25 protein-coding genes, 1 tRNA gene and 1 other annotated feature are annotated in these 21,186 nt (G+C 48.9%); of the genes, 9 read left to right on the top strand and 17 right to left on the bottom strand.

The annotated features are described in order from the left end of the window. Positions 1-2: 2 nt before the first annotated feature. Positions 3-335, bottom strand: coding sequence for a type II toxin-antitoxin system PrlF family antitoxin (locus C7B65_RS11040; RefSeq protein WP_073072084.1), 333 nt, complete (start codon positions 333-335; stop codon positions 3-5). 164 nt (positions 336-499) lie between these two features. Between C7B65_RS11040 and C7B65_RS11035 the strand changes: the two genes are divergently transcribed. Beyond that, positions 500-1,549 (top strand): N-acetyltransferase DgcN family protein, encoded by a 1,050-nt coding sequence (locus C7B65_RS11035; RefSeq protein WP_073071889.1) that lies wholly within the window; start codon positions 500-502, stop codon positions 1,547-1,549. On the opposite strand, the gene hrcA is transcribed toward C7B65_RS11035, so the two are convergent. The 5 genes from hrcA to C7B65_RS11010 all read right to left on the bottom strand — a co-directional run bounded on the left by hrcA (position 1,546) and on the right by C7B65_RS11010 (position 6,010). Next, positions 1,546-2,631, bottom strand: a complete 1,086-nt coding sequence (hrcA, locus tag C7B65_RS11030) for a heat-inducible transcriptional repressor HrcA (RefSeq protein WP_073071887.1) — start codon at positions 2,629-2,631, stop codon at positions 1,546-1,548. The genes C7B65_RS11035 and hrcA overlap by 4 nt on opposite strands. A gap of 172 nt (positions 2,632-2,803) precedes the next feature. Next, entirely contained in the window at positions 2,804-3,163 is a 360-nt protein-coding gene (locus C7B65_RS11025) for a rhodanese-like domain-containing protein (protein WP_073071885.1), read from the bottom strand. A gap of 181 nt (positions 3,164-3,344) precedes the next feature. Then, on the bottom strand, positions 3,345-3,746 hold the full coding sequence (locus C7B65_RS11020) for a hypothetical protein (protein WP_073071883.1): 402 nt from the start codon (positions 3,744-3,746) through the stop codon (positions 3,345-3,347). Positions 3,747-3,790: 44 nt separating this feature from the next. Continuing rightward, complete coding sequence (locus C7B65_RS11015) at positions 3,791-5,485, bottom strand: GspE/PulE family protein (RefSeq protein ID WP_073071881.1); 1,695 nt, start codon at positions 5,483-5,485, stop codon at positions 3,791-3,793. A gap of 225 nt (positions 5,486-5,710) precedes the next feature. Beyond that, positions 5,711-6,010: a hypothetical protein gene (locus C7B65_RS11010; RefSeq protein WP_083582915.1), complete on the bottom strand. Its 300-nt coding sequence runs from the start codon at positions 6,008-6,010 to the stop codon at positions 5,711-5,713. A 198-nt stretch (positions 6,011-6,208) separates the two neighbouring features. Between C7B65_RS11010 and C7B65_RS11000 the strand changes: the two genes are divergently transcribed. Further along, a complete protein-coding gene (locus C7B65_RS11000) occupies positions 6,209-7,954 on the top strand; it encodes a DUF3352 domain-containing protein (RefSeq protein ID WP_244913194.1) in 1,746 nt (581 codons plus the stop codon). A gap of 84 nt (positions 7,955-8,038) precedes the next feature. Here C7B65_RS11000 and C7B65_RS10995 read toward each other — a convergent pair whose 3' ends face one another. Further along, positions 8,039-8,470, bottom strand: coding sequence for a pentapeptide repeat-containing protein (locus C7B65_RS10995; RefSeq protein ID WP_073071875.1), 432 nt, complete (start codon positions 8,468-8,470; stop codon positions 8,039-8,041). A 311-nt stretch (positions 8,471-8,781) separates the two neighbouring features. Here C7B65_RS10995 and C7B65_RS10990 point away from each other — a divergent pair, with 311 nt between their 5' ends. Together C7B65_RS10990 and C7B65_RS10985 are read left to right on the top strand one after the other, a co-directional pair. Continuing rightward, on the top strand, positions 8,782-9,216 hold the full coding sequence (locus C7B65_RS10990) for a hypothetical protein (protein WP_073071873.1): 435 nt from the start codon (positions 8,782-8,784) through the stop codon (positions 9,214-9,216). Positions 9,217-9,316: 100 nt separating this feature from the next. After that, a complete protein-coding gene (locus C7B65_RS10985) occupies positions 9,317-10,651 on the top strand; it encodes a four-carbon acid sugar kinase family protein (protein ID WP_073071870.1) in 1,335 nt (444 codons plus the stop codon). Positions 10,652-10,739: 88 nt separating this feature from the next. Here C7B65_RS10985 and C7B65_RS10980 read toward each other — a convergent pair whose 3' ends face one another. Beyond that, positions 10,740-10,898, bottom strand: a complete 159-nt coding sequence (locus tag C7B65_RS10980) for a hypothetical protein (protein ID WP_223257377.1) — start codon at positions 10,896-10,898, stop codon at positions 10,740-10,742. A 524-nt stretch (positions 10,899-11,422) separates the two neighbouring features. After that, complete coding sequence (locus tag C7B65_RS10975; protein ID WP_073071866.1) at positions 11,423-13,888, bottom strand: GH116 family glycosyl hydrolase; 2,466 nt, start codon at positions 13,886-13,888, stop codon at positions 11,423-11,425. 93 nt (positions 13,889-13,981) lie between these two features. Here C7B65_RS10975 and C7B65_RS10970 point away from each other — a divergent pair, with 93 nt between their 5' ends. Together C7B65_RS10970 and C7B65_RS10965 are read left to right on the top strand one after the other, a co-directional pair. Further along, positions 13,982-14,305, top strand: coding sequence for a hypothetical protein (locus tag C7B65_RS10970; RefSeq protein WP_073071864.1), 324 nt, complete (start codon positions 13,982-13,984; stop codon positions 14,303-14,305). Positions 14,306-14,334: 29 nt separating this feature from the next. Beyond that, positions 14,335-14,880, top strand: a complete 546-nt coding sequence (locus C7B65_RS10965) for a GIY-YIG nuclease family protein (RefSeq protein ID WP_073071862.1) — start codon at positions 14,335-14,337, stop codon at positions 14,878-14,880. Positions 14,881-14,955: 75 nt separating this feature from the next. On the opposite strand, the gene rplL is transcribed toward C7B65_RS10965, so the two are convergent. From rplL to rplS, 8 genes are all read right to left on the bottom strand, one after another. After that, positions 14,956-15,339, bottom strand: a complete 384-nt coding sequence (gene rplL, locus C7B65_RS10960) for a 50S ribosomal protein L7/L12 (RefSeq protein ID WP_073071861.1) — start codon at positions 15,337-15,339, stop codon at positions 14,956-14,958. Positions 15,340-15,426: 87 nt separating this feature from the next. Beyond that, on the bottom strand, positions 15,427-15,954 hold the full coding sequence (gene rplJ / locus C7B65_RS10955; protein WP_073071859.1) for a 50S ribosomal protein L10: 528 nt from the start codon (positions 15,952-15,954) through the stop codon (positions 15,427-15,429). Positions 15,955-16,010: 56 nt separating this feature from the next. Continuing rightward, positions 16,011-16,164 (bottom strand) — a sequence feature (ribosomal protein L10 leader region). Between the two features lie 41 nt (positions 16,165-16,205). Next, positions 16,206-16,919 (bottom strand): 50S ribosomal protein L1, encoded by a 714-nt coding sequence (gene rplA / locus C7B65_RS10950; protein ID WP_073071857.1) that lies wholly within the window; start codon positions 16,917-16,919, stop codon positions 16,206-16,208. Between the two features lie 61 nt (positions 16,920-16,980). Beyond that, on the bottom strand, positions 16,981-17,406 hold the full coding sequence (gene rplK, locus C7B65_RS10945) for a 50S ribosomal protein L11 (protein WP_073071855.1): 426 nt from the start codon (positions 17,404-17,406) through the stop codon (positions 16,981-16,983). A gap of 27 nt (positions 17,407-17,433) precedes the next feature. Continuing rightward, complete coding sequence (nusG, locus tag C7B65_RS10940) at positions 17,434-18,078, bottom strand: transcription termination/antitermination protein NusG (RefSeq protein WP_073071853.1); 645 nt, start codon at positions 18,076-18,078, stop codon at positions 17,434-17,436. Then, a complete protein-coding gene (gene secE / locus C7B65_RS10935) occupies positions 18,075-18,299 on the bottom strand; it encodes a preprotein translocase subunit SecE (RefSeq protein WP_073071851.1) in 225 nt (74 codons plus the stop codon). Before secE ends, nusG begins: the two co-directional genes overlap by 4 nt. A 115-nt stretch (positions 18,300-18,414) precedes the next feature. Beyond that, positions 18,415-18,487 (bottom strand) — tRNA-Trp (locus C7B65_RS10930). Positions 18,488-18,593: 106 nt separating this feature from the next. Next, the gene (rplS, locus tag C7B65_RS10925; protein WP_425320464.1) at positions 18,594-18,914 is read right to left on the bottom strand and encodes a 50S ribosomal protein L19; all 321 of its coding nucleotides are present in this window, start codon (positions 18,912-18,914) and stop codon (positions 18,594-18,596) included. 323 nt (positions 18,915-19,237) lie between these two features. Here rplS and C7B65_RS10920 point away from each other — a divergent pair, with 323 nt between their 5' ends. Genes C7B65_RS10920 through cbiQ form a run of 3 tightly spaced genes read left to right on the top strand, consistent with a single transcriptional unit; the run spans position 19,238 to position 21,163 of the window. Continuing rightward, positions 19,238-19,984 carry an energy-coupling factor ABC transporter permease gene (locus C7B65_RS10920; protein WP_073071847.1) on the top strand — a complete coding sequence of 249 codons (747 nt, stop codon included), beginning with the start codon at positions 19,238-19,240 and terminating at the stop codon, positions 19,982-19,984. Positions 19,985-20,000: 16 nt separating this feature from the next. Continuing rightward, a complete protein-coding gene (locus tag C7B65_RS10915) occupies positions 20,001-20,339 on the top strand; it encodes a PDGLE domain-containing protein (protein ID WP_073071845.1) in 339 nt (112 codons plus the stop codon). Positions 20,340-20,386: 47 nt separating this feature from the next. Then, positions 20,387-21,163 carry a cobalt ECF transporter T component CbiQ gene (gene cbiQ, locus C7B65_RS10910; protein WP_073071844.1) on the top strand — a complete coding sequence of 259 codons (777 nt, stop codon included), beginning with the start codon at positions 20,387-20,389 and terminating at the stop codon, positions 21,161-21,163. The last annotated feature ends 23 nt before the right edge of the window (positions 21,164-21,186 follow it).

The following is a 21,186-nucleotide window of genomic DNA, read 5'->3' as shown; positions in this document are numbered from 1 at the left end:
ACTTATTCATCCTCTTCAGAGAGGGGTGCATCAAGATCAAGATCAACTTCAGCAACCAGTGACTGAACACGACTTATTAAATCAGAGCTAATCGCTTGTAGGTGCCGAGGATTCTTTTCGATATCTCGCCCAAGGAAATTTAGAAACTGCCCAAGTATGGGATCGCTCTCCGTCTGATCAGCGCGAGAAATCACTACCTGACCGTTAGCTTGAATGGTGTAACAAATTTTGTCACGCTTATTCAAGCCAAGCGCTCTGCGAACGGGTTCAGGGACTGTAGTTTGATAACGATCGGTCAAAGTAGATTCTGGACATGGAGCTTGGGTTACGTCCATAGCAATCTCAAAACCCATTGATGAAACTTTATTCTAATGGTAATGCAGTTGCATTGTCTTGTCAAAAACGACATGCTTGGGTTAAGAGTCTGAATACTTGTTGGAGAGTCGAATCAATAGAAGGCTTTCCTCGCTTCAAGTTCTTTCTCGATCAGAGTTAAACCATGCTCACGTCAAATTCTCGAATTGCTGTTCTTCTTCAAGAAGGAATTCGCGGCACACAAGGCAAAACCGGACTCGCCCTGCTGCGTTATCGACCTGACACGATCGCCGCTGTCATCGATCGTCAATGTGCCGGAGAATCCCTAACCGCCCTCACCGGAATTTCTTGTCACGCTCCGATCGTCTCGTCTGTCTCCGAAGCACTTGCCTATCAGCCAACGGTGTTAGCGATCGGCATTGCTCCCTCTGGCGGAGCCTTACCTGAGGCTTGGCTGACCGAACTCAAGCAAGCTGCCGCCGCAGGACTGTCGATCATGAATGGACTGCACACGCAAATGTCTGCGATTCCCGAACTCAAAGATCTGCTCAAAGCAGGGCAGTGGATTTGGGATATTCGGCAAGAGCCATTGGGGTTAAAAGTTGGGAGCGGTGAAGCGCGATCGTTGCCCTGTTTGCGAGTTTTAACCGTGGGCACTGATATGGGCGTGGGCAAAATGGCGACGACGTTAGAACTCGATCGAGCGGCTCACAAACGAGGCATAAACTCGAAGTTTCTCGGCACGGGTCAGGCAGGCATCATGATCGCGGGTGATGGCATCCCTTTAGATGCAATTCGAGTTGATTTTGCCGCAGGTGCCGTCGAGCAACTCGTCATGCGCTATGGACATGACTATGAGATGTTGTTGATTGAAGGACAGGGTTCTTTGATGAATCCTGCTTCTACAGCGACATTGCCATTAATTCGAGGCAGTCAGCCCACTCATTTGATTCTGGTGCATCGAGCCGGACAGAATCACATTCGCACCTTTCCCGATGTGCCAATTCCGTCACTTCAAAACGCGGTTTACGTCTATGAAACCGTTGCCGCTGCTGGAGGCTCATTTGCACCTGCCCCTGTAGTGGGCATTGCGCTCAACACCGCCCATTTAGATGATGAAGCCGCTAGAGATGCGATCGCCCACGCCCAACAAGAAACCGGACTTCCCTGCACCGATCCCGTTCGGTTTGGGGCAGATCTGCTGCTAGAAGCAATCTTGAAGCCGATCAACTAACCCAGCGCATCTGATAGATAATCTGCTGTGGCTTCAACGAGCGCGATCGTATCTTCATAAACCATCCGCGTCGGGCCCAAAACGCCCACACTTCCCACCGCCGCAGACCCACGATTATAGGTTGAAGAAATCAGCGTACAGGTTCGCATCGGTTCTAAAGGATTCTCAGAGCCAATGCGAACGGTAACTCGTCGCCCCGACCCATCTAAGTCGGGTTGGTCAAAGATCAGCGGCATTAGCTGGTGCTGTTCTTCTTCGAGTAGATGCATGATGGTTTTGATGTGATGCAGCTCCGAAAATTCGGGCTGTCTCAACACTTCTGAGACTCCGCTAATTAAAATTTGCGTCGGCACCGCAGACGATTGTGAAAAGCGACGAGTCAAATCGGCAAGCAGCGACGTGAGCGAATGACTATAGCGTTCAAACTCGCGTCCCAACTCGCTCCAATCAAGGGTAGCGATGTCGGCGGGCGATCGTCCTTTTAGTTGCTCGTTGAGAAAGTTTGAGAGAATTTGGAGTTCACGATCGACCTTTTCGGCATCAATTTCGGCATCGTCTTCAAGCTTGGGCAACTCCATCAGCACCGATCGCGTTTCATAGGTGTCTGTAACCACAATCAGCATGATTCGCTCAGGGTCGATCTGCACAAGCTGCAAGTGGCGTAGCTCGGTTGTGCGCGTCAGGGGCATGGTGATCAAAGTGATATAACCGCTGAGAGTCGCCAGAATCTGGGCTGCCCCTCTCAATAGCGCCTCAAAGCTCCACTCATCCCAATTAAGGCGACCTGCCAGCAGTTGCTCAATTTGACTGGTCGCCTCAGTCGAGGGTTTGATCAGCTTGTCTACATAAATTCGATAGCCAGAATCAGAAGGAACTCGCCCGGCTGAAATGTGAGGCTGATAAAGCAGACCTGATTTTTCTAACACCCCCATCGCATTGCGAATCGTGGCAGAACTGACGCTAAGATTATATTCTTTAACTAGCGCTTCTGAGCCAACGGGTTCAGCAGTCGCGATATAGTGGCGCACCGTTGCCCAAAGAACCTGCTGCTGACGGTTTGTGAGATTGATGGGTAGGGACATTTTTATTAAACGAGATTACGATCGCAGTCTTTCAAAATTCAAGAACAATAAAGGATTCAGACACAGATGCACATTGGGATTGAATTCAAGATAGCAGATTCTTAATTTTGTCTTTTATCTAGGATCACTGTCGTAACACACACATCAAAAATCAACGATTCAAATCGCTGCTCTAGTAGCGTGGAACACTGGAATCAACGACGATCGAGTAAGCATCAATGCCGCCTGCAATATTTCTGACTTGCGTAAAGCCCTGATTGATCAACCACTGACACATCTGGGCAGAGCGCACTCCGTGATGACACAAGACTAGCGTTTCTTGATCACGGTCAAGCCGGGTCTCGATCGCTTCAGACCACTGGGCAAACTCGCTCAACGGCAAATTCACAAAATTGGATAAGCTAGCGGTCTCGATCTCCCACGATTCCCGCACGTCTATGAGTTGCAGAGTGTTTGAAGCGTCTGTCAACATCTGAGCAAGTTCTCTAACGGTGACTTCGGGCAAGGGTTGGCGAGAAAATGAGTCAGTCATGGGGCGGCGATCGTACGGCTTATTGAGAACAGCTTAAGCGATTCCTCCTGGAGTCTGTTCAAAATCCTGTGTCAGTTGTCGCGACTCGCTGCGGTCAAGTCCGCCAAGAAATTAATTTCCGGGTGGGCTTTCGGGTCAACAAGCACGACTGAATTTACAATCCCTCCTCCCAATCTACAAGTCACTGAGCGGCTTGACGATTTTGCCCATAAAGCGCAATCAATTGAGTAATGCTTTCTGCCTGTTGCTGGGCGACTGCTGCTTGTTGCTTGGTGGTCTCTTTGATTTCCCGAAATTCCCCCTTGATGTCTCGAAATTCCTCCCTAATTTCTCTCATCTCCTCTCTACTATTTTTAAATTCTTCTCTCATTTCTCGAAATCCCTCTTTCATTTCTTCTCTGCTTTGTTTAAATCCTTCGTTAATTTCACGAATTGACTGGGTTTGCTGTCGAGCATTTTCTGTTTGCTCCTGCATCAAAAACCTGAGTTCGGTTAAGCCTTCGGTAAGACGACCGATTTGATCAGTCAGATGGCTTAACTGTCGTTGAATGGGGAAATCAGATTGTTCGCTATTTGAAGTCATCGTCGCTGCTTAAAGACTGATTGAGTGAAATCATTGTACTGGCATCAGCCGCCTGTAGTATTGATCAGAGTCTTCATCGGATAAGTGGGTTTGACTTCGCCGACGGGCATTCGTCGATAGAGCGCACTGTGAGGCAAAACGCGCAAGATCTCTTGAATCGTGGTGATGCCTTGAGTTACTTTGGCGATCGCCGCCGATCGAAACGACTCAAAATTGCCGTCCATCAAGTAGCGGTTGAGCTGCGTCATCGTGCCTTCATAAATGATTTGACGCACCGCATCGTCGACGTTTAATAACTCAATGATGGCTTCGCGCCCCAAATAGCCAGAGCCATAGCAGCGATTGCATCCTTTCCCTTTGCGCCAGTGATCAAGGTGGGCATGATCGCGATCGATGCCTAAAGCTTTGAGATCTTTGTCAGTCGGTTGATAAGGCTCAGAACAGTGCGGACAGTTTCTTCTCACTAGTCGTTGAGCGACGACTCCCAATAACGCATCGCTGATTAAACCCGGATCAGGCCCGATATCTTTGAGGCGAGGAATCGCGCTGACCGCATCGTTAGTGTGTAGCGTTGTCAGCACGAGGTGCCCAGTCAACGCGGCACGAACTGCGGTTTCTGCGGTTTCGCTGTCTCTGATTTCTCCGAGCATAATAATGTCGGGATCTTGACGCAAAATGGCCCGTAATCCCGCCGCAAATGTCATTCCCGCCGCTTCATGCACCTGGGTTTGGGTGATGCGAGGCAAGACATATTCAACCGGATCTTCGACGGTGATCACATTCACATATTCGGTGGCGATCGCTTGCAGACTGGTGTAGAGCGTGCTGGTTTTGCCAGAACCCGTCGGACCCGTGAAAATGACCATGCCTTGAGGTTGACCCAGCCAGCCTTGATAGATCTCCAGACTGGCATCTGAAAACCCTAGCTCGTGCATATCAGTAAACGGGTTTTGACGCGGCAAAAGCCGAATCACCGCTTTCTCACCGCCGACACAAGGCAGGGTGCTAACGCGCAGATCCAATCCTAAATCGGTTTCTTGACCAGAGGCATAGCTCTCGCCAATGCGGGCATCTTGAGGGCGACGACTTTCAGCAATATCCATGTTAGACATGACTTTAAGGGCGACGATCGCACGACGACTGATCTCGATCGGCAGAGTGGTAATATCTCGCAAAATGCCGTCAATGCGATAGCGGACTCGCAGCCCATCGGGAGTTGGCTCTAAGTGAATATCGCTGGCGCGGTTTCGCAGCGCCCCAGAGATAATCGTTCTAATGCGCCCAATCTGGTCTGCGGCTTTTGTCAGATAGAGTTCGGTGACTTCCCCGATGTTTTCTTGCTCTAGTTCGCCTGTGAGCGGATTGATCAGTGGAGAGGCACTGATTTGGGTGTGGTCTAGATTTGAGACGTGATACCACGCACGATAGCTTTTGTCAGAAACTGGAATGATTTTGACATCGGTGAAAGTACGATCGCTCAAGCTTTGAATCATCGCCTCCGAGAGCGCCACGGGGCTACCCAGATAAAAACAGTTTCGCCACAGCAGCAGCGGAATCAGAGGCGGCAGCGAGTTACGATCGGGAAATTCTCTTAAAAAGCGGTTGCTGACTTCGCGATCGAGCAATTCCAACGTGACGTTGCCATCGAGATCGACGAGTAGGTGAAGCGCTTGTTCGCACGTCAGCTCACGATTTTTTAATTGTTGCCAAACAGAGAGACTGGAGTTAGGAGCTTTCATGATTGACCTAGAAGTGAGTGCAGACTATTACTCTGTCAGGGCTAGAGTGATGCAAGTCGGCTTAATTAACGTCAGTTCGATGAAGCGAAAAGCTTCATCGAACTGACGTTAATTAAGCCGAAGGCGATCGGCGAGTGGATGCGATTCCCAACACTCCAGCGATCCTACTGTAGCGAGACCTTGACTACAAGCTGTCTCAGTTACACCTGCGTTCTTTTTAAATACTTAGGGGTTGGGTGAAGATTCGGAGGGAGGCGCAGGCGTTTCAGACGTTGGCTGCTCTAACCGCCGATGCTCGACAAACTGCTTCATCGCAAGGCGGCGATTGGTCATAAAGCGTCCCCAAAATCCCGGAATCAAGCCATCCATTGTCTTGGCGATCGACCAGACTTCGATAGCCATGATGTTGTAAAACGCGCGATCGGAGCGACGAAGTTTTTCGAGCCATTGTTCAAGCGTCATGGCAGGAAGAGACTCGATTAAATTCTGCTCTGGAGATTCAGAAGATGGTTTAGGCTCAGACATAGGAATTTTTATTCTTTCTAATTTTGTCTTTGCCTGCGGACATCTTAATAGCTAGCAGTGGCATTGTGCTGAAATAATGATTTTGGGTAAAGACAGGTTTGTCGATATCCTTAATTACCACAAGGCATCGGGTTAGACCCGTCGCTATCAATCCTTCGTCTGGGCTGATCCATGAAGCTTCGCTCATTTTTCTATCTCTTGGCAACCATCGTCGCCGGACTTTTGTTAACGGGCACGATCGCGTTTTTTTGGCTGTTTGCTCAAAGTCCACTGGGGTTGTTTAACGGCAGCCGAGAACAACCGTCAGCAGCCATGTTTGTCTCTAAGCAGGCTCCTGTAATGGCATCGTTGATGGTTAACCCCGATCGGTTAACGTCTTTACGCCAAATTATCGTCAAGCCTAGCGATCGCCGACAGGCACGGGCAGAGCTTGATCAGTTCAAACAAGGCATTGTCGGTGCGCTGGGGTTTGATTATCGTCACGATTTGCAACCCTGGCTGGGTGACGAAATTACGGTAGCGGTGACGACCCTGGATATTGACCGCGACCTCGAAAACGGTCAACAACCCGGTTATTTAATGGCAATGAGCACCCAAAACTCGCAGCGATCGCGAGAATTTCTGCAAGTGTTTTGGCAAAAACGGGCGATCGCTGGGGCAGATCTGATATTTGAATCCTACAAAGGCACCAAGCTGATCTACGGAAGTGACTTAAAAGATCCTCAAGATCGTTCAAAATCTTCTAGCCAATCGACGCAAAACGCTGCCAGCCCGATCTCGTTTGCCAGCGCAGTGGTCGGCAATCAGTTTGTCTTGTTCGCCAATAGTCCCAAAGTTTTGCGAGATGCGATTAACACAGTTCAGGCGACAGAATTAGGATTAGCCAGTTCGGAGACTTATCAGACGGCGATCGCCCACCTCAATCAAGGGCGCATCGGCTTAGTGTTTGTGAATTTTCCTCAGCTAGCCGCGTTGACTGGAAAAGAGTCTGCTTTAGCTGAACTTGCCACCAAGCCTGAAGATAATTCAGCAACCTATGAGAGTTTAGCGATCGCGCTCGGACTCGATCGTCAAGGCTTGACCGCAGAAACAGCACTCTTGACACCCACAGGCGAAATCGCTTCAACTCCGTCAACCTCTAAACCCGTTGAAGCATTGAAATACATTCCGGCAACCAGTCCGATTTCGGCATCTGGAGTCAACCTCGACCAACTTTGGAGCAGTCTTTCTCAAGGCGTATCTGGATATCGCAACGTTGCCGATTTAATCAATCGACCGATCACCGCACTCAACGATCGCTGGAAGTTAGATCTGCCGCAAGATATTTTTAGCTGGGTCAAAGGAGAGTATGCGCTGGGATTAGTGCCGCAACAAGACGAAAATCTGGCAAAGAATGAAACGGCCCTACCAGGTTTAGGTGACTGGGTTTTTGTGGCAGACAAATCTGCTGAAGAAGCACAGCAGGCGATCGAGCGTCTCGACGAACTTGCTAAAGAACAAGGGATCAGCGTCGGATCTCTGCAAGTCTCTGATCAGACCGTCAACGTCTGGACTCGCCTGTCAACGACTAATGACGTTAAAAAGCGCAACCAAAAAGTCCTGAATGTGCAAGCCGAAGTGGCTGGAGTTCATACGTCTGTGGGCAACTATGAGATTTTCACAACTTCAGTCGAAGCGATGAGTGAAGTGCTGAAGGCGACCCAAAATCCGATCTTAAAGAGCAAGACCTTTAAGCAAGCGATCGCGCCCCTCGCAACCCCCAACAATGGCTATCTCTATCTCGACTGGAAATCTGCCCAACCCCTTTTAGAGAGCCGATTCCCGATTCTAAAAGTTCTGAAGTTGGCGGGTCAGCCCTTTTTCGATCATTTGCGATCGTTCACGTTTAGCAGCTACGGCAGTCAACCCGGTGTGCAACAAGGCGGCGCGTTTATCAAGCTGTAGGGGTAGTGCCCCCGTGCCTACCCCTGACGGAGGGCAACCACGGGGGGATTGCCTCTACAAAATCATTCCGATAGAGGACATTTCTCAATCGCCTCCGACATTAATTCCACTGCCAAACACTTGAGCGTTTTGGGTGTTGATTCCCGTTAGCACTGCGCCAGCCGTGTCAGCGTTGTACATCGTTACGCTTGCTAGATTTGCTTGACTTAGGTCGGCTAACGTGAGACTTGCATTCGTCATAAATGCACCCGTGAAATTTGTTTCTCTAAGGTTTGCGCCTGTAAAATCGGCTCCCTCCAAGTTTGCATTGGTCAGATTTGCGCCTTCAAGGTTGGCACTTCTTAGATCTGCCCCTAGTAGGTGAGTGCCGCTCAGGTTCGCCTGGGTCAAGTCGCAGCCGGAACATTCTCCTGTTTCTAAAAGTCGTTTTACCTGGTCAGGGTTTGCAGCGCTTGCTGGGAAAGCAACACAGAACGTTGCTAAAAGCCCGATCGTACCAATCATGCTCTTTTTCATACCTTCCTCCTCAAAAATTAACCGAAAGACTCAGGACAGTTTTTATAGAGTGTTGATAGAACGAATCAAATAAATATTGTTGGATATAGATCTATTCAACCGAAAAACTGTGAGGAAGTCGTGATGCCAGCAGAAGAGTTTACCTAACCCAGTAGGTAGATTTTTTGCGTTTGGATGGGTTTATTGGAGGGTCGATCGTGCAATCTTTTTTCAAAAAATCGTCCCAGATCACGAAACTGTGGACGATCTAGCTTTTTGACAAAACTTAACATAAGATAAACATATGTATTCCATTTGAGTTAGAAGCGACAATGACTGGATTTATTGGCAGATTGTTTAGTTCTAAAGACAAAGCGGATAGAAACGAGACCAAAGCAGAAGCCCCCGCACCTGCGAGAAAAGAGCAACCTGCCGCAGCGCCAACGGCGAAAGATGCCTTCTTTCTAGATACCGATTCTGCTAGCGGCATGGGCGACGTAGAGTATATGCGGACGGTTAAGAAGGTAAAACGCACCTACGCCAGAACCGTAGACAGCCCCCAGCACATGGAACAAGTTAAAGAAATCTCTGCGATGAACGGCAAGATTTCGGCAGGGAGCAATACGTCGTCTAATGGCTCCACGCCTAGTTCTGAGGCGCAACCGAATCAACAATCTGCACCGCAAGTCAACGAAGCTCAACAGCGTCGCAAAAGTGACACCAGCATGGATATGTTCCGCAACATGGCCAAAGACATTCGCAAATAGGTCTGAAATTTGAGGTTTGAGTGAGTGTCTCTCATGCAAACCTCAAATCTGTTGATCGCTTTCCTGGTAAATTGAGCGATGAAAGACTGCCAGGTGATGGATGGAGACTCGACCTAAAATTATCGTTCTTGACGACGATCCCACAGGTTCGCAGACGGTTCACAGTTGTTTGCTGTTGATGCAGTGGGATGTGGCAACGCTCCGCTTGGGGTTAGCGGACGAGGCACCAATCTTTTTTATTCTCACTAATACGCGGGCACTTACCCCTGACAAAGCTGCTGCCATCACGCGGGAAGTGTGCCACAACCTCAAGCAAGCACTGGCTTTAGAAAACATTCAAGATTTTTTAGTTGTCAGCCGATCGGACTCTACCCTTCGCGGTCACTACCCGATCGAGACGGACGCGATCGCCGAAGAACTTGGCTCGTTTGACGCTCACTTCCTGGTTCCTGCCTTTTTTGAAGGAGGACGCACCACTCGCGAGAGTGTGCATTATCTCAAGGTGAATGGAGTGGATACGCCCGTTGATCAGACCGAGTTTGCGCGAGACTCGGTGTTTGGCTATCGGCATAGCTATTTGCCCGATTATGTTGAAGAAAAAACCCACGGCAGAATTCAAGCCTCTCAGGTAGAACGGTTCTTATTAGCAGAATTGCGATCGGGCAGTGAAAGCAGTTTGCTTTACGATCGTCTGATACGTTTGAATCACAATCAATGTTGCGTAGTCGATGCTGAAACTCAAGATGATTTAAACCGATTTGCAACTGATGTGCTGTCCGCTGCGTCTCAGGGTAAGCGATTTCTGTTCCGCAGTGCCGCCAGTTTGTTGACCGCGTTGGCAGACTTGCCACCTCAACCGATCGCACCTGAAGCAATGGCGCAATATGTGCGAGGCGGCAAACCAGGAGCGGTAATCGTTGGCTCTCACGTCAAAAAAACGACCGAACAATTACAAACGCTGTTACAGCAAACTGGGGCGGTTGGCGTTGAGATTGACGTGACGCGACTGCTCGAAAATGGCGATCGTTCAGATCTGCTTAACGAAACTGTACGTAAAGTGGATGAGATTCATCAGTCTGGCAACACGCCCGTGATTTTTACGAGTCGGCAAGAACTGACGTTTGACAGTGTTCAGACTCGGCTAGAGTTTGGTGAAGCGGTGTCTGCGCTTTTGATGGCGGTGTTGCGGCATCTCCCGGCTGATATTGGCTTTTTAATCAGCAAAGGCGGCATCACCTCAAATGACACTCTGAGCGATGGTCTAGCTTTGAGAACTGCAAACCTTTTAGGGCAAGTGTTAGCAGGCGTTTCGATGGTGAAAACACCTGCTGATCATCCTCAGTTTCCTGACCTGCCTGTCGTGCTGTTTCCTGGCAATGTGGGCGATGAAACAGCACTGGCAACGGTTTATCAACGGCTAAGTAGGAGCGTTTAACAGATAGATGTTTGGGGATCACGTTATCTAGTTTAGTTTGGCTTATGCCACTCGTGTAACGCAAAGCCGCCTGATGGCAGTTTCGATGTCAATGAGAGATTCTCGATCGCGTTGCATAAATGGTTTGTGCCGATTCTAAAATATTTTTACGCCTCAGCCAGTTTTGACTGCGTTCGATCGCGGCTTTGACAAGCAGATCTACGTCACGATCGAAGATCGATTGCAGTTCTAAAGTAGTTTGTGTCAAAGGGTCAAAAGTTTGATCTAATGAACCACTACCCCCCAACCTAACGATCATGACCTTTTGACCTGAACTGCTCGATGAATTGCTCAAAGGCTATCAAAGCCCGGAAGATTTAGTCGGAACCGGAGGCGTTCTGAAACAATTGACGGCGGCCTTGGGAACGTGGATTTATTAAAGTGCCACTGCTCGGACTCAACTAGAGTGGATATCAGTTTGCTAATTGCTCCGTTTGAGTCGGCTTGTGCCCCCTCTAAATCCTCATTCTGGGGGACTTTGAAACCGGGAATCTTGGCTTGAAGTCTCCCAATTTTGGGGGATTTAGGGGGCAGCCCGGATTGGCAACCGTAGCGAAAAGCTTCATCGAATTCACGTTAATTGAAGGTCGTCGTAGAAAAGCTGTAACCCGGATTCGCTCGTCAAGCTCAATCTAGAAGCAAAACGGCAGCTCAGTACTTCCAGCTTTCCTCTGGTGACAACTAATCAGCCCTGCCCATGGGCGATGTCCAATAGCAGTCTCGATCGCGCTTTCAACGATCACTCAACGTCCCATAAATTGCCCAAATTGCCATCGCTCTCAGATAGTGACTCGCGCGAAAAGTCGCAGTTGCAGTAATCGCTTCGGGGGTGCGAAACTGCAAGCCATTGTCATAGATTTGCCGAACCACCGCTTCTGTCAAGGTCATGGCTTCGGCAGTCATTCCCATTTGCACTAAGAACGCTGCTAATCCAAAATTGATGCCTGTCCAGACTTCGAGTGGGTGAGTTGCGTTAGGGTTTTCGGGAGATCCATCTGGGCGAACGCCGTTGGCAGCCCCGATCGAACAATTTTGAATTTCAGAACCCTGATTCCTAACAAATTGATTGAATTTGACAAAGCAAGCGTCATAGACCGTTTTGAGCGCAGACTCAGCGCATTCTTGAGGAACCACATCAGGCAGACCTAGCAATCTGGCGTAAAACTGTCCGCAAAGTTGGTCTACCATCACTACATCAGAGCCGCTCTGACTATCGAGACGATAATATTGACCATTCCAGAGTGTTTCTTGGTAAATCGCACGGGATTGATCAAGCCAAGTTTGAAACATTGCAACCGATTCGTGAATAGATGAGGAATCATGATTAGTAATGAGAATCTGACTGATCGCGATCGCTGCCTCTAATGCTGCAATCCACAATCCTCCACAGTAGGCGCTCACTCCCTGCAATCGCCAATCATCAAACGTTTGATCTGGCGCACCAGAGTTTTCAGGAATGCCATCATTATCCAAATCAAACGTTTTTAGATAATGGAGCGTTTCCACGATCGCATCCCAACATTCGATTAAAAACTCAATATCGTTAGCACCTGTCAACACATAATCTCGATAAACCTGCAATACGAAATCTGCTCCTAAATCCTTCCAAAGATTACAGTCTTGATAACTCGTGTAATTGGTTTTTTCCCATACATGCTCATTGGGTGCGCCCAAATCGTGAGGAGTGGCACCCGCGACTTTGCGAATCGCCATCTGACTCTCTGCCCCGGTTGCTTCGCAGTTGCGCTCTGCGCTAAGCGTGTAGTAATAGCCAATCACCCGCGTTCTCTCATCGCTCGTCGGAATCGATCGCGCAAACGCCCGAATTACCGATTTCTCTAACTTAGACCAGAGCATTAACAATCCAAAAGAACCATAGAGCCGCACGTCTAGACTTTCATACCAGCGATAATCGAGACACTCTAGCACCGCAAACTGACCCACCGGATCGCGCTCATCGGCTGCACTCCAAAGCGATCCGCCGTCGGTGAGAATATAAAGCTCGTTAAACAACGCCATTTTGAACCAGTCAGGCAAATCATCACGATCGACGATCGGCTGCTGCCAAGTCAGAATTTTTTCATGCCAAGTTCGGTAATGTTTCAAAGCCGTGCGAGCGATCGTCCAGGCATTGCGTCCGGTGCGCCCAAAAAAGTCGGTGTAGCGCCGAAAATAGTTGACTCCGGCTGCAAACTCTGTGACCGGAAAATCCCAACTGAGGATGAAAGGAATTTTGAGGGTTTGTCCAGGTTTGAGGGTGAATCGAACGGCGATCGCACTGCCGATCTGCTCTCCGGCTTTCGCGGGGGTTTCATCGTCGCGATCGCAGAGTGAGCCATCTTTTGCGAAGGACCGCCACACCTCAGATCCATCGCCGCTCGGATTCCAGCGAGTGTCATAAAAAACTTCCCAGAGATAAGAGTTGAGAAGGGTCGCGATCGCCCACTGTCCCTCTCCTTCTAAAGGCTCTTCTGCATCACTTCCCATGACTACGCCAATTCTCTGTTCGTCTCCTGTTAGAGTATTGAAGTTTCCCGTGCTTTCTCCCATCCGAGGCTGATAGTCATAAAATGAGCTGCCGTCATCTCGCATCTGCACATTGGGCGACTTGAGCGAATTCGTAAACCAGCCCGTCATATTCTCCCAAGTCAGCATCACACTCAGAGTAATTGGCTGATCAGTCGGATTGTGTGCCGTCCATTCAAAGATAGCGATCGGGTAGCTCGTCTCTTGATAATTGTCTGCAACGATCGGCGAAAACTGTTCACAGGTCAGATTGGCTTTTAAAACATTTTCGTAGACAAACCAGCTCCGAGGGTAGAGCGCCGAATACGTTCCGGTTGACTGTCCTTCTTGACTCGCAGGATACCAATTCCAAGTGCTTAAGCTGCCGTTCGCGGCTTCGGTGCTCAATGCATAAGCCTGAGTTTGAGTGCCAAGCTGCTCAAACACGCTAAACTGACACCCCGGAATCGTCTGAAAAACGTGTTCACCGCCGTCAATGTGCCAGAGATTGAAATCGCCTCGCGACGATCGCCCAATGCACCCTGCCCCAAATCCGCCCAGCGGCATCCCGTGCCAGGGGCCATCATCTAAATTGCTGGCATAGCGGACGGTGTAAGGCTTTTCCCAACCCCGACCGATCGAACGGCTCCAGGCAGATGCGGGAATGTTAACGGACGGCTGCTGTCTTTTCATCTCCCGATTTTAGGGGAAATGGGGACTTCAACCATCACCTTACGAAAAACATCCCTAGTCGGTATACGATCGAGGTTCACAACGGTGAAAAAAATGGGAATTAAAATCATTGAGAACTTTGACAGCAGTTTTTCTCTCGATCCAGAAGTCAAAACTGCGTTGTTTGAGTTGCTGAAAAGTGAGGCGTTTTTACAGCAGGTTGCTCAAGCCCTGAAGTGCGATCAAGTTGAATTCACAGAACTGCTGTTTCAGCCCGTTCCTTACACAACCGCGACCCCCAAAGGGATGCCTGCCGAGTTTGAGAAGTTTCACAACTCTGCGGATTATGCGATCGTCAATGTGCCTCCAAACTTTATGTTTAAAGCAAAAGTATTTAAACCCAGTCGGTTGTGTGCAATCTACAGGAAAGCCAGTTAAATCTATCCAACTTTTCTTACAGTTCTAAAATGACTTCTCAAATTAACATTCCAACTCTCGCGAGTCTAGACTATATTTCCTATATCAACGATCGCGGTCAATTGCCCGAAGAACTTCGCGGAAAAGTTGGGGCATATGCCGTTTTTGATCAAAGTAAAATCCTACAGTTTGTTGGATTTTCTCGCGATATTTTCTTAGGCTTAAAGCAACATTTAGTTCGTCAACCTGAAGGATGTTATTGGGTGAAGTTTAGTCCTGTCGATCGTCCCAGTCGCACTCTGCTCGAAAACATTCGTGACGCTTGGATCGCTGAAAATGGCTCGACTCCATCAGGCAACGGCATCGACGAAGCTAAATGGAATCAGCCCATTCAAGTCAAAGGAATGATGACTCCTGAAGAAGAGGCAAATTACACGAAGACGACGATCGAAGAGATCACCCAAATCAAAATTCTTAAAAATGTAGCACGACGAGTTGAGGCAGAAATTTTAACTCAGCTAAAAGCGCGAGGAATCCAAGAAGAAATTCGCTTTAACCCAAAGTTAAAAGAAGAAGGATTATTAGATTTGAAATAGTTTATCATCGCCCCAAAAAAAAGGAGCCTCAAAGAGACTCCCCCATCATCAGAAAAGTTATTTAGGCAAAATCGATTATTTAACCGAAACCTTACCGCCAACTTCCTCGATTTGCTTCTTGATATCTTCAGCTTCAGCTTTGGCAACGCCTTCTTTCAGCGCTTTCGGTGCAGCTTCCACGAGATCTTTCGCTTCCTTCAGACCCAACCCAGTGATCGTCCGAACGACCTTCAGAATCGCAATCTTCTTATCAGCAGGCACATCGTCTAAGACAGCGCTAAACTCGGTCTGCTCTTCGACTTCTTCAGCGGGGGCCGCAGGCCCCGGAGCCATCATCATGCCACCGACTGGAGCCGCAGCGCTCACGCCAAATGTTTCTTCGATTTGCTTGACCAGATCAGCCGCTTCCAGCAAGGTCAAGCCTTTTAACTTGTCAATAATTTCGTCAACAGCAGCCATTAGATTAACTCCTAAGATTCTAGATTTTGAACTTTGGACTTTGAGTCGAGTTTTCGGTGCAGAATTCGCAACTCAAAATTCGTTGTTTTAAGCAGATTCCTTCTCGGAAATTTGCTTGATCGCGCGTGCTAAACCAGAGGGCACTTCGTTGATACCCACTGCCAGCTTGGTTGCCACGCCGTTGATTGCGCCAGCAATTTGCGCCAGAAGCTGCTCTTTAGAAGGCAGATCTGCGATCGCTTTTAAGTCTGCCTCAGTCAGCAATTTACCGTCCATCACGCCGCCGCGAATTTCGGTTTTTTTGCTAGCTTTTTGGAACTCTTGATACGCCTTGATCGCGCCGCCCAGGTCATCTTTGACCATCACAAACGCAGAGTCGCCCTTGAGAATTTCACTCACGGCTTGCCAACGTTCGTCATCTTGGACTGCGATGCCCATGAACGTGTTTTTCGTTACCTTGCAGCTTCCGCCTTTAGAACCAAGACGATTTCGCAAATCGCCAATCTCGCCTACGCTTAAGCCTCGGTAGTTAACGATAAACATCAACTGAGATTCACTCAGCGATTGCTTGAGTTCAGCAACGATTTGCCTTTTGTTTTCTGGCGTTCTACCCACTCGAAATCACCTCCTTATGCTGGGTTGTAATCACTCACTAGATTCGCTCTCACTGCCAAGCCAAAAACAAACCCCGACTGTGATATGCCGGGGTGAAATGTGTTCTAATCCCAGTGCAAACCTTGTGCATCTAGAATGTTAGAAAACAAACCTCGGCAGGAATTTTATGCTTAACGCACCTGCTGTCTCCGGCTTGGTTATTCAGTTTGAGCAAATTTTTCTTGCGCCTTTCTCCTAATTGAAGATCTGACTTATGCAGCGTCTCCTAATTTAAAGTCACGTAGGGCATTAATGTCAACCTCGATCGACGGCCCCATCGTAGAAGAAACATAAACGCTCCGCCAATAACGACCTTTTGCGCCCGCCGGACGGTTGCGATCGATTGTTTCTTGCAGCGCTTTCAGGTTCTCTAACAAATCGTCAACCGGGAAAGCAGATTTGCCAAACAAGACGTGAACGATGCCCGTTTTATCTGCCCGAAACTCTAGTTTCCCAGCTTTAAACTCAGCGATCGCCGGGCCCAAGTCGTAAGTCACGGTGCCGCCTTTAGGAGAAGGCATCAGACCACGAGGGCCTAAGACCCGACCTAACTTTGCCACTTGGGGCATCATGTCAGGAGTCGCGATCAGCAGGTCAAAATCCATCATTCCCTTTTGGATTTCGTCAATCAGTTCTTCAGACCCGGCGATATCTGCGCCTGCAACAGTTGCTTCGTTGACCTTCTCACCTCGTGCGATCACAGCAACGCGAATCGTCTGACCCGTCCCTTTGGGGAGCGATACGGTCGTTCTCAACTGTTGGTCGGCATACTTTGGGTCAATGCCTAGACGCACATGCGCCTCAGCCGACTCTGCGAACTTCGCTGTCGCGGTTTCCTTTAAAAGGTTGAGCGCTTCTACTGGTTCATAAGCACGTTCTTCAACCTTTGCCTGCAATTCTTTGAGTCTTCGAGATACTTTTTTCATGGCTCTTCTTTGGGGTCGCTAACGAGGAGTTTCCTCTCCCCCGATAAGGGTGGTCGATGTCTTAAGCGCTAACCGTAACGCCCATATTTTTGGCAGTGCCTTCGATGATTTTCATCGCTGCTTCAATATCATTGGCATTGAGATCAGGCATTTTGGTCTTGGCAATGTCTTCTAACTGGGCGCGGGTAATCGACCCAACTTTCTTACGGTTGGGTTCACCTGAGCCAGTCTCAATTCCCGCAGCTTTTGCAATTAGCTTAGACGCAGGAGGCGTTTTGAGAATGAATGTGAAACTGCGGTCTTCATAGACTGAGATTTCTACCGGAACCACCATGCCTGCCTGATCAGCAGTTCTGGCGTTATATTCCTTGCAGAACATCATGATATTGACCCCGTGCTGACCAAGAGCAGGGCCGATCGGAGGTGCTGGATTTGCTTTTCCGGCATTAATGGCTAACTTAATAACCGCCGCGATTTTTTTTGCCATCGATCGTGATCTCTTTGAGAATCCAAATTAAACTTTCTGAACTTGATTGACTTCCAGTTCTACAGGGGTGTCCCGCCCGAAGATTGAAAGCAGAGCTTTGAGTTTGTTACGCTCACCGCTCACCTCGATCACTTCGCCTTCAAAGTCCTTAAACGGGCCTGAAAGCACGACGATCTTATCGCCTGCTGCCATGTCAATCTTTCTGACTGGCTCCTGCTCTTGGGTCTGTTTGAAGATGCGCTCAACTTCTGAATGACCCAAGGGCATTGGTTTGACGTGACCCCGCCCACGACCATAGCGGCGCTTCTGCTCTGCTCCCACAAAGTTGATCACGTTTGGCGTGTTTTTGATCACCTGCCACGTGTCGTCATCCATCAACATTCTCACTAAGACATAGCCAGGGAAAACTTTTTCAGCGCCTTCCTTAGGCTTACCGTCTTTTTGAGGTCTCAAGATAGGCGTTTCAGGGATCTGAACATCCAAAATTCTGTTTGCGACATCCAAGGTTTGGATGCGCTGCTCCAAGTTAGCTTTGACGCGCTTCTCGCATCCAGAAGCAACCTGCACTGCGTACCAGCGAGCTTTTTCTAGCTGGACGTTTTCCTCTGGATTTTCGCCTGTCGCACTATAGGGCTGATTTAAGTCTCTCGACTCGTCTGATGTAAAAGTCATCCAAACACCTTCAGCTGCGCCCATTGAAAGAGTTGGTCTACCAGGTAGATTAAGGTTGCAGAGAGCGTCACCATCAAAATCACCGCGATCGACTCGCTAATGAGTTGCTGTCGGCTAGGCCACACCACTTTGTCCAGTTCTTCTCGCGCTTCCTGAATAAACGTGCTGGGGTTGAAACTTGCTTTTTGCTCTGGAATGGTTGCTTCGTCTTTTTTTACCACAGTTCCTAAGCGCTCCCGTCAGGTTAATGGATGAGTGGTTTACAACCCTACAGGTTTGATGATCTGAATCTGGAAGAAACCATGAATTTACTTGGACTAAACCAGAATAGTCCAGCGCGCCCTGGAGGACTTGAACCCCCGACATCAGGTTTTGGAGACCTGCGTTCTACCAACTGAACTAAGAGCGCACAAGCCGAACTGATCTGATTGCCACTTATCCAGTCTAGCAGCTATTGGCGGTTTAGCTTTTAGCGATCAGTGATTGTGAAAGACCAATCGCTAGAAGCTGATCTCTTAAAGCGGACGATCGAAACGTTGCTTCAAACGGGTTGCCTTGCCGACGCGATCGCGCAGGTAGTAAAGTTTCGCCCGACGAACTCGACCCCGACGCAGCACCTTAATGCTCTCAATGCGAGGAGAGTGGATCAGAAAAACACGCTCTACGCCTACGTTTTGAAAAACCCGACGGACGGTAATGTTTTGAGTAATTCCCGCGCTGCCTTTGGCGATGATCACCCCTTCATAGGGCTGAGTTCGCTCTTTGTCGCCCTCTCTAATTTTGACACCCACGCGAACCGTATCGCCCACATGGAGAATGGGAAGGTCTGATTTCATTTGTTCCGCTTCAATCGAGCGGATCAGTTCCTGCGCTTTCATAGGGCTTCAAAAAACTCACAATTGCTTATCGTAGCTTAGGGTTTCGCTTCTCGTCTAGAGTCTAGCCCAAACATTATAGTAACTGACGGACTGCATATCTGTGCAGGAATCTTAGAGCAAGACGATCGCGCCTACAAAATCGATTGTTTTTACTTTGTAACAATACTTAAGTCCTGCTTAAGTTTATTCTTTCATCCCCCCCCACGGGATTGAATTCTTTAGCGGAGGGAAGTTTACTGAGTTTTTAGGAATCCGCCTAGCCCCCTTTATATTTCTGGCCAATGGATACAGCTTTATTGTCAATTTCGTCGTTTTTTCCGCTTCACTGGCTGATGCCTCAGTTAGCCATGCACATTCCAGATGGCTTTTTGAGTTTTCCGGTGATTTTGTTGACCTGGGTGCTGGCGATCGCACTGATTGCAGTTTCGCTCAATCGAGTTCAAGAAGAATATCAAGAGCGTACGGTGCCTTTGATGGGCGTGTGTGCCGCGTTTATTTTTGCCGCTCAGATGATTAACTTCCCCATCCCAGGCGGGACATCGGGGCACTTACTCGGTGGAACCTTCGCCGGAGTCTTGCTCGGCCCTTGGGCAGGATCGCTGGTGATGGCAGTGGTGTTTATCGTTCAGGCAACCCTATTTCAGGATGGGGGGCTAACCGTGCTGGGAGCTAATATCGTTAACATGGGGCTGATTGGCACCTTTGGCGGCTATTATCTCTATCGCACCATTCGCTACGCCTTGGGTCGAGATAGCTTTCGAGGCATCATCGTTGGAACCGCGATCGCCGCCTGGACAAGTGTAGTAGTTGCGTCCATCGTTTGCGCGTTTCAATTAGCGATCTCAGGAACAGTGCCCCTCATGGTTGCTCTATCTGCGATGGTATTCTGGCACGTCATGATTGGCATCGGAGAAGCTATTATCACCGTGATTGCAGTTAGCTATATCTGGCGAACTCGACCCGACCTACTTTATAAAGCACCTCGCACTGCACCCATCAATGCGTCTCGTCCCCTCTCGCCTCGCTAATCAGGATTGCAAAATTATGAATCAACGAAATCGCGCGTTTGTTATTTCTGGATTGGGAATTGCGCTCCTGATTGCCGTTTTTCTGTCTCCTTTTGCCAGTCAAAGTCCTGATGGACTTGATCGAGCCTCACAAGACCATGGCTTTGATAAAAAAGCGGTTGAAGAACCCGTCGCCCACAAGCTGCCGTTTTATCAGGTGTTTGATCAGTATGCGCTGCGAGGCGTTCCTGAACAGATTGCAACCCCGATCGCAGGGCTAGTTGGAACCCTGGTAGTTTTTGGTTTAGCCTGGGGAGTCGGTAAGCTGGCTGTCCGCAATTCTCGACCAGAGGATCAGATTCGAGACGATCGCTAACCAAATCTTTTGTTTGTTTACACTGAGTTCTATTTTTTGGTCACTGAATGCTGTTACATATTGGAGGCTTTCGATTAGACATAGACAGCCAGGGAGAAACGATTTGGCATCATCTCATTCCTCAAACGCGAGTTTTATGCGCGGTGCTGTTTGTGTTTGCGATCGCGCTCACTCCCAATGGGCGCTGGTGGACGTGGGCGATTTATGGCACGACTGTGACTGCAATCATTCTTGCGAGTCGCGTCTCATTGCAGGTGTTGTTAAAGCGAGTTGCCGTTGAGTTTGTCTTTATGGGTGTGGTCATTCTCGGAACGCTGTTTCGCGATGGGGGTCAGGTGCTGTGGCAGTGGGGTTGGTTGAGAGTCACCACTGAAGGTCTAACCATTTTAGGAAGCGTGTCAATCAAAGCATTGCTCTCGCTGTTAGTCATGAATGTTTTAATTCTCACAACCTCTGTGCCAGCCTTGCTTCACGCCTTGGCTGCCCTGCGAGTTCCGCCGCTGCTAGTCGCAATTTTGGCTTCGATGTATCGCTACATTGCAGTATTGGCTGAAGAGTTTAACTCGATGCAGCGAGCGGCGCGATCGCGCAACTTGTTAGGCAATGGAGAGCGTCAGCGCACGGTGATTGGTAATATGTTTGGTTCGTTATTTATTCGTACCTATGAGCGAGGAGAGCGAGTTCATCAAGCAATGCTGGCGCGAGGCTATGAAGGGTTCCCCCCGATGGCAGACGTGCCTCAAACAAAACAACGCGATATTGTAGCCATTACCCTAACGGCAATTTTGGCGCTGTCGGGTCAAGCAATTTACCTACTTTTTTAATTATTTTATTGGCTCGTTCCCTA

This window comes from Phormidesmis priestleyi ULC007, from assembly GCF_003003695.1.
Classification (GTDB): Bacteria; Cyanobacteriota; Cyanobacteriia; order Leptolyngbyales; family Leptolyngbyaceae; genus Phormidesmis_A; species Phormidesmis_A priestleyi_A.
This window is presented reverse-complemented; position numbering and strand designations above follow the sequence as displayed.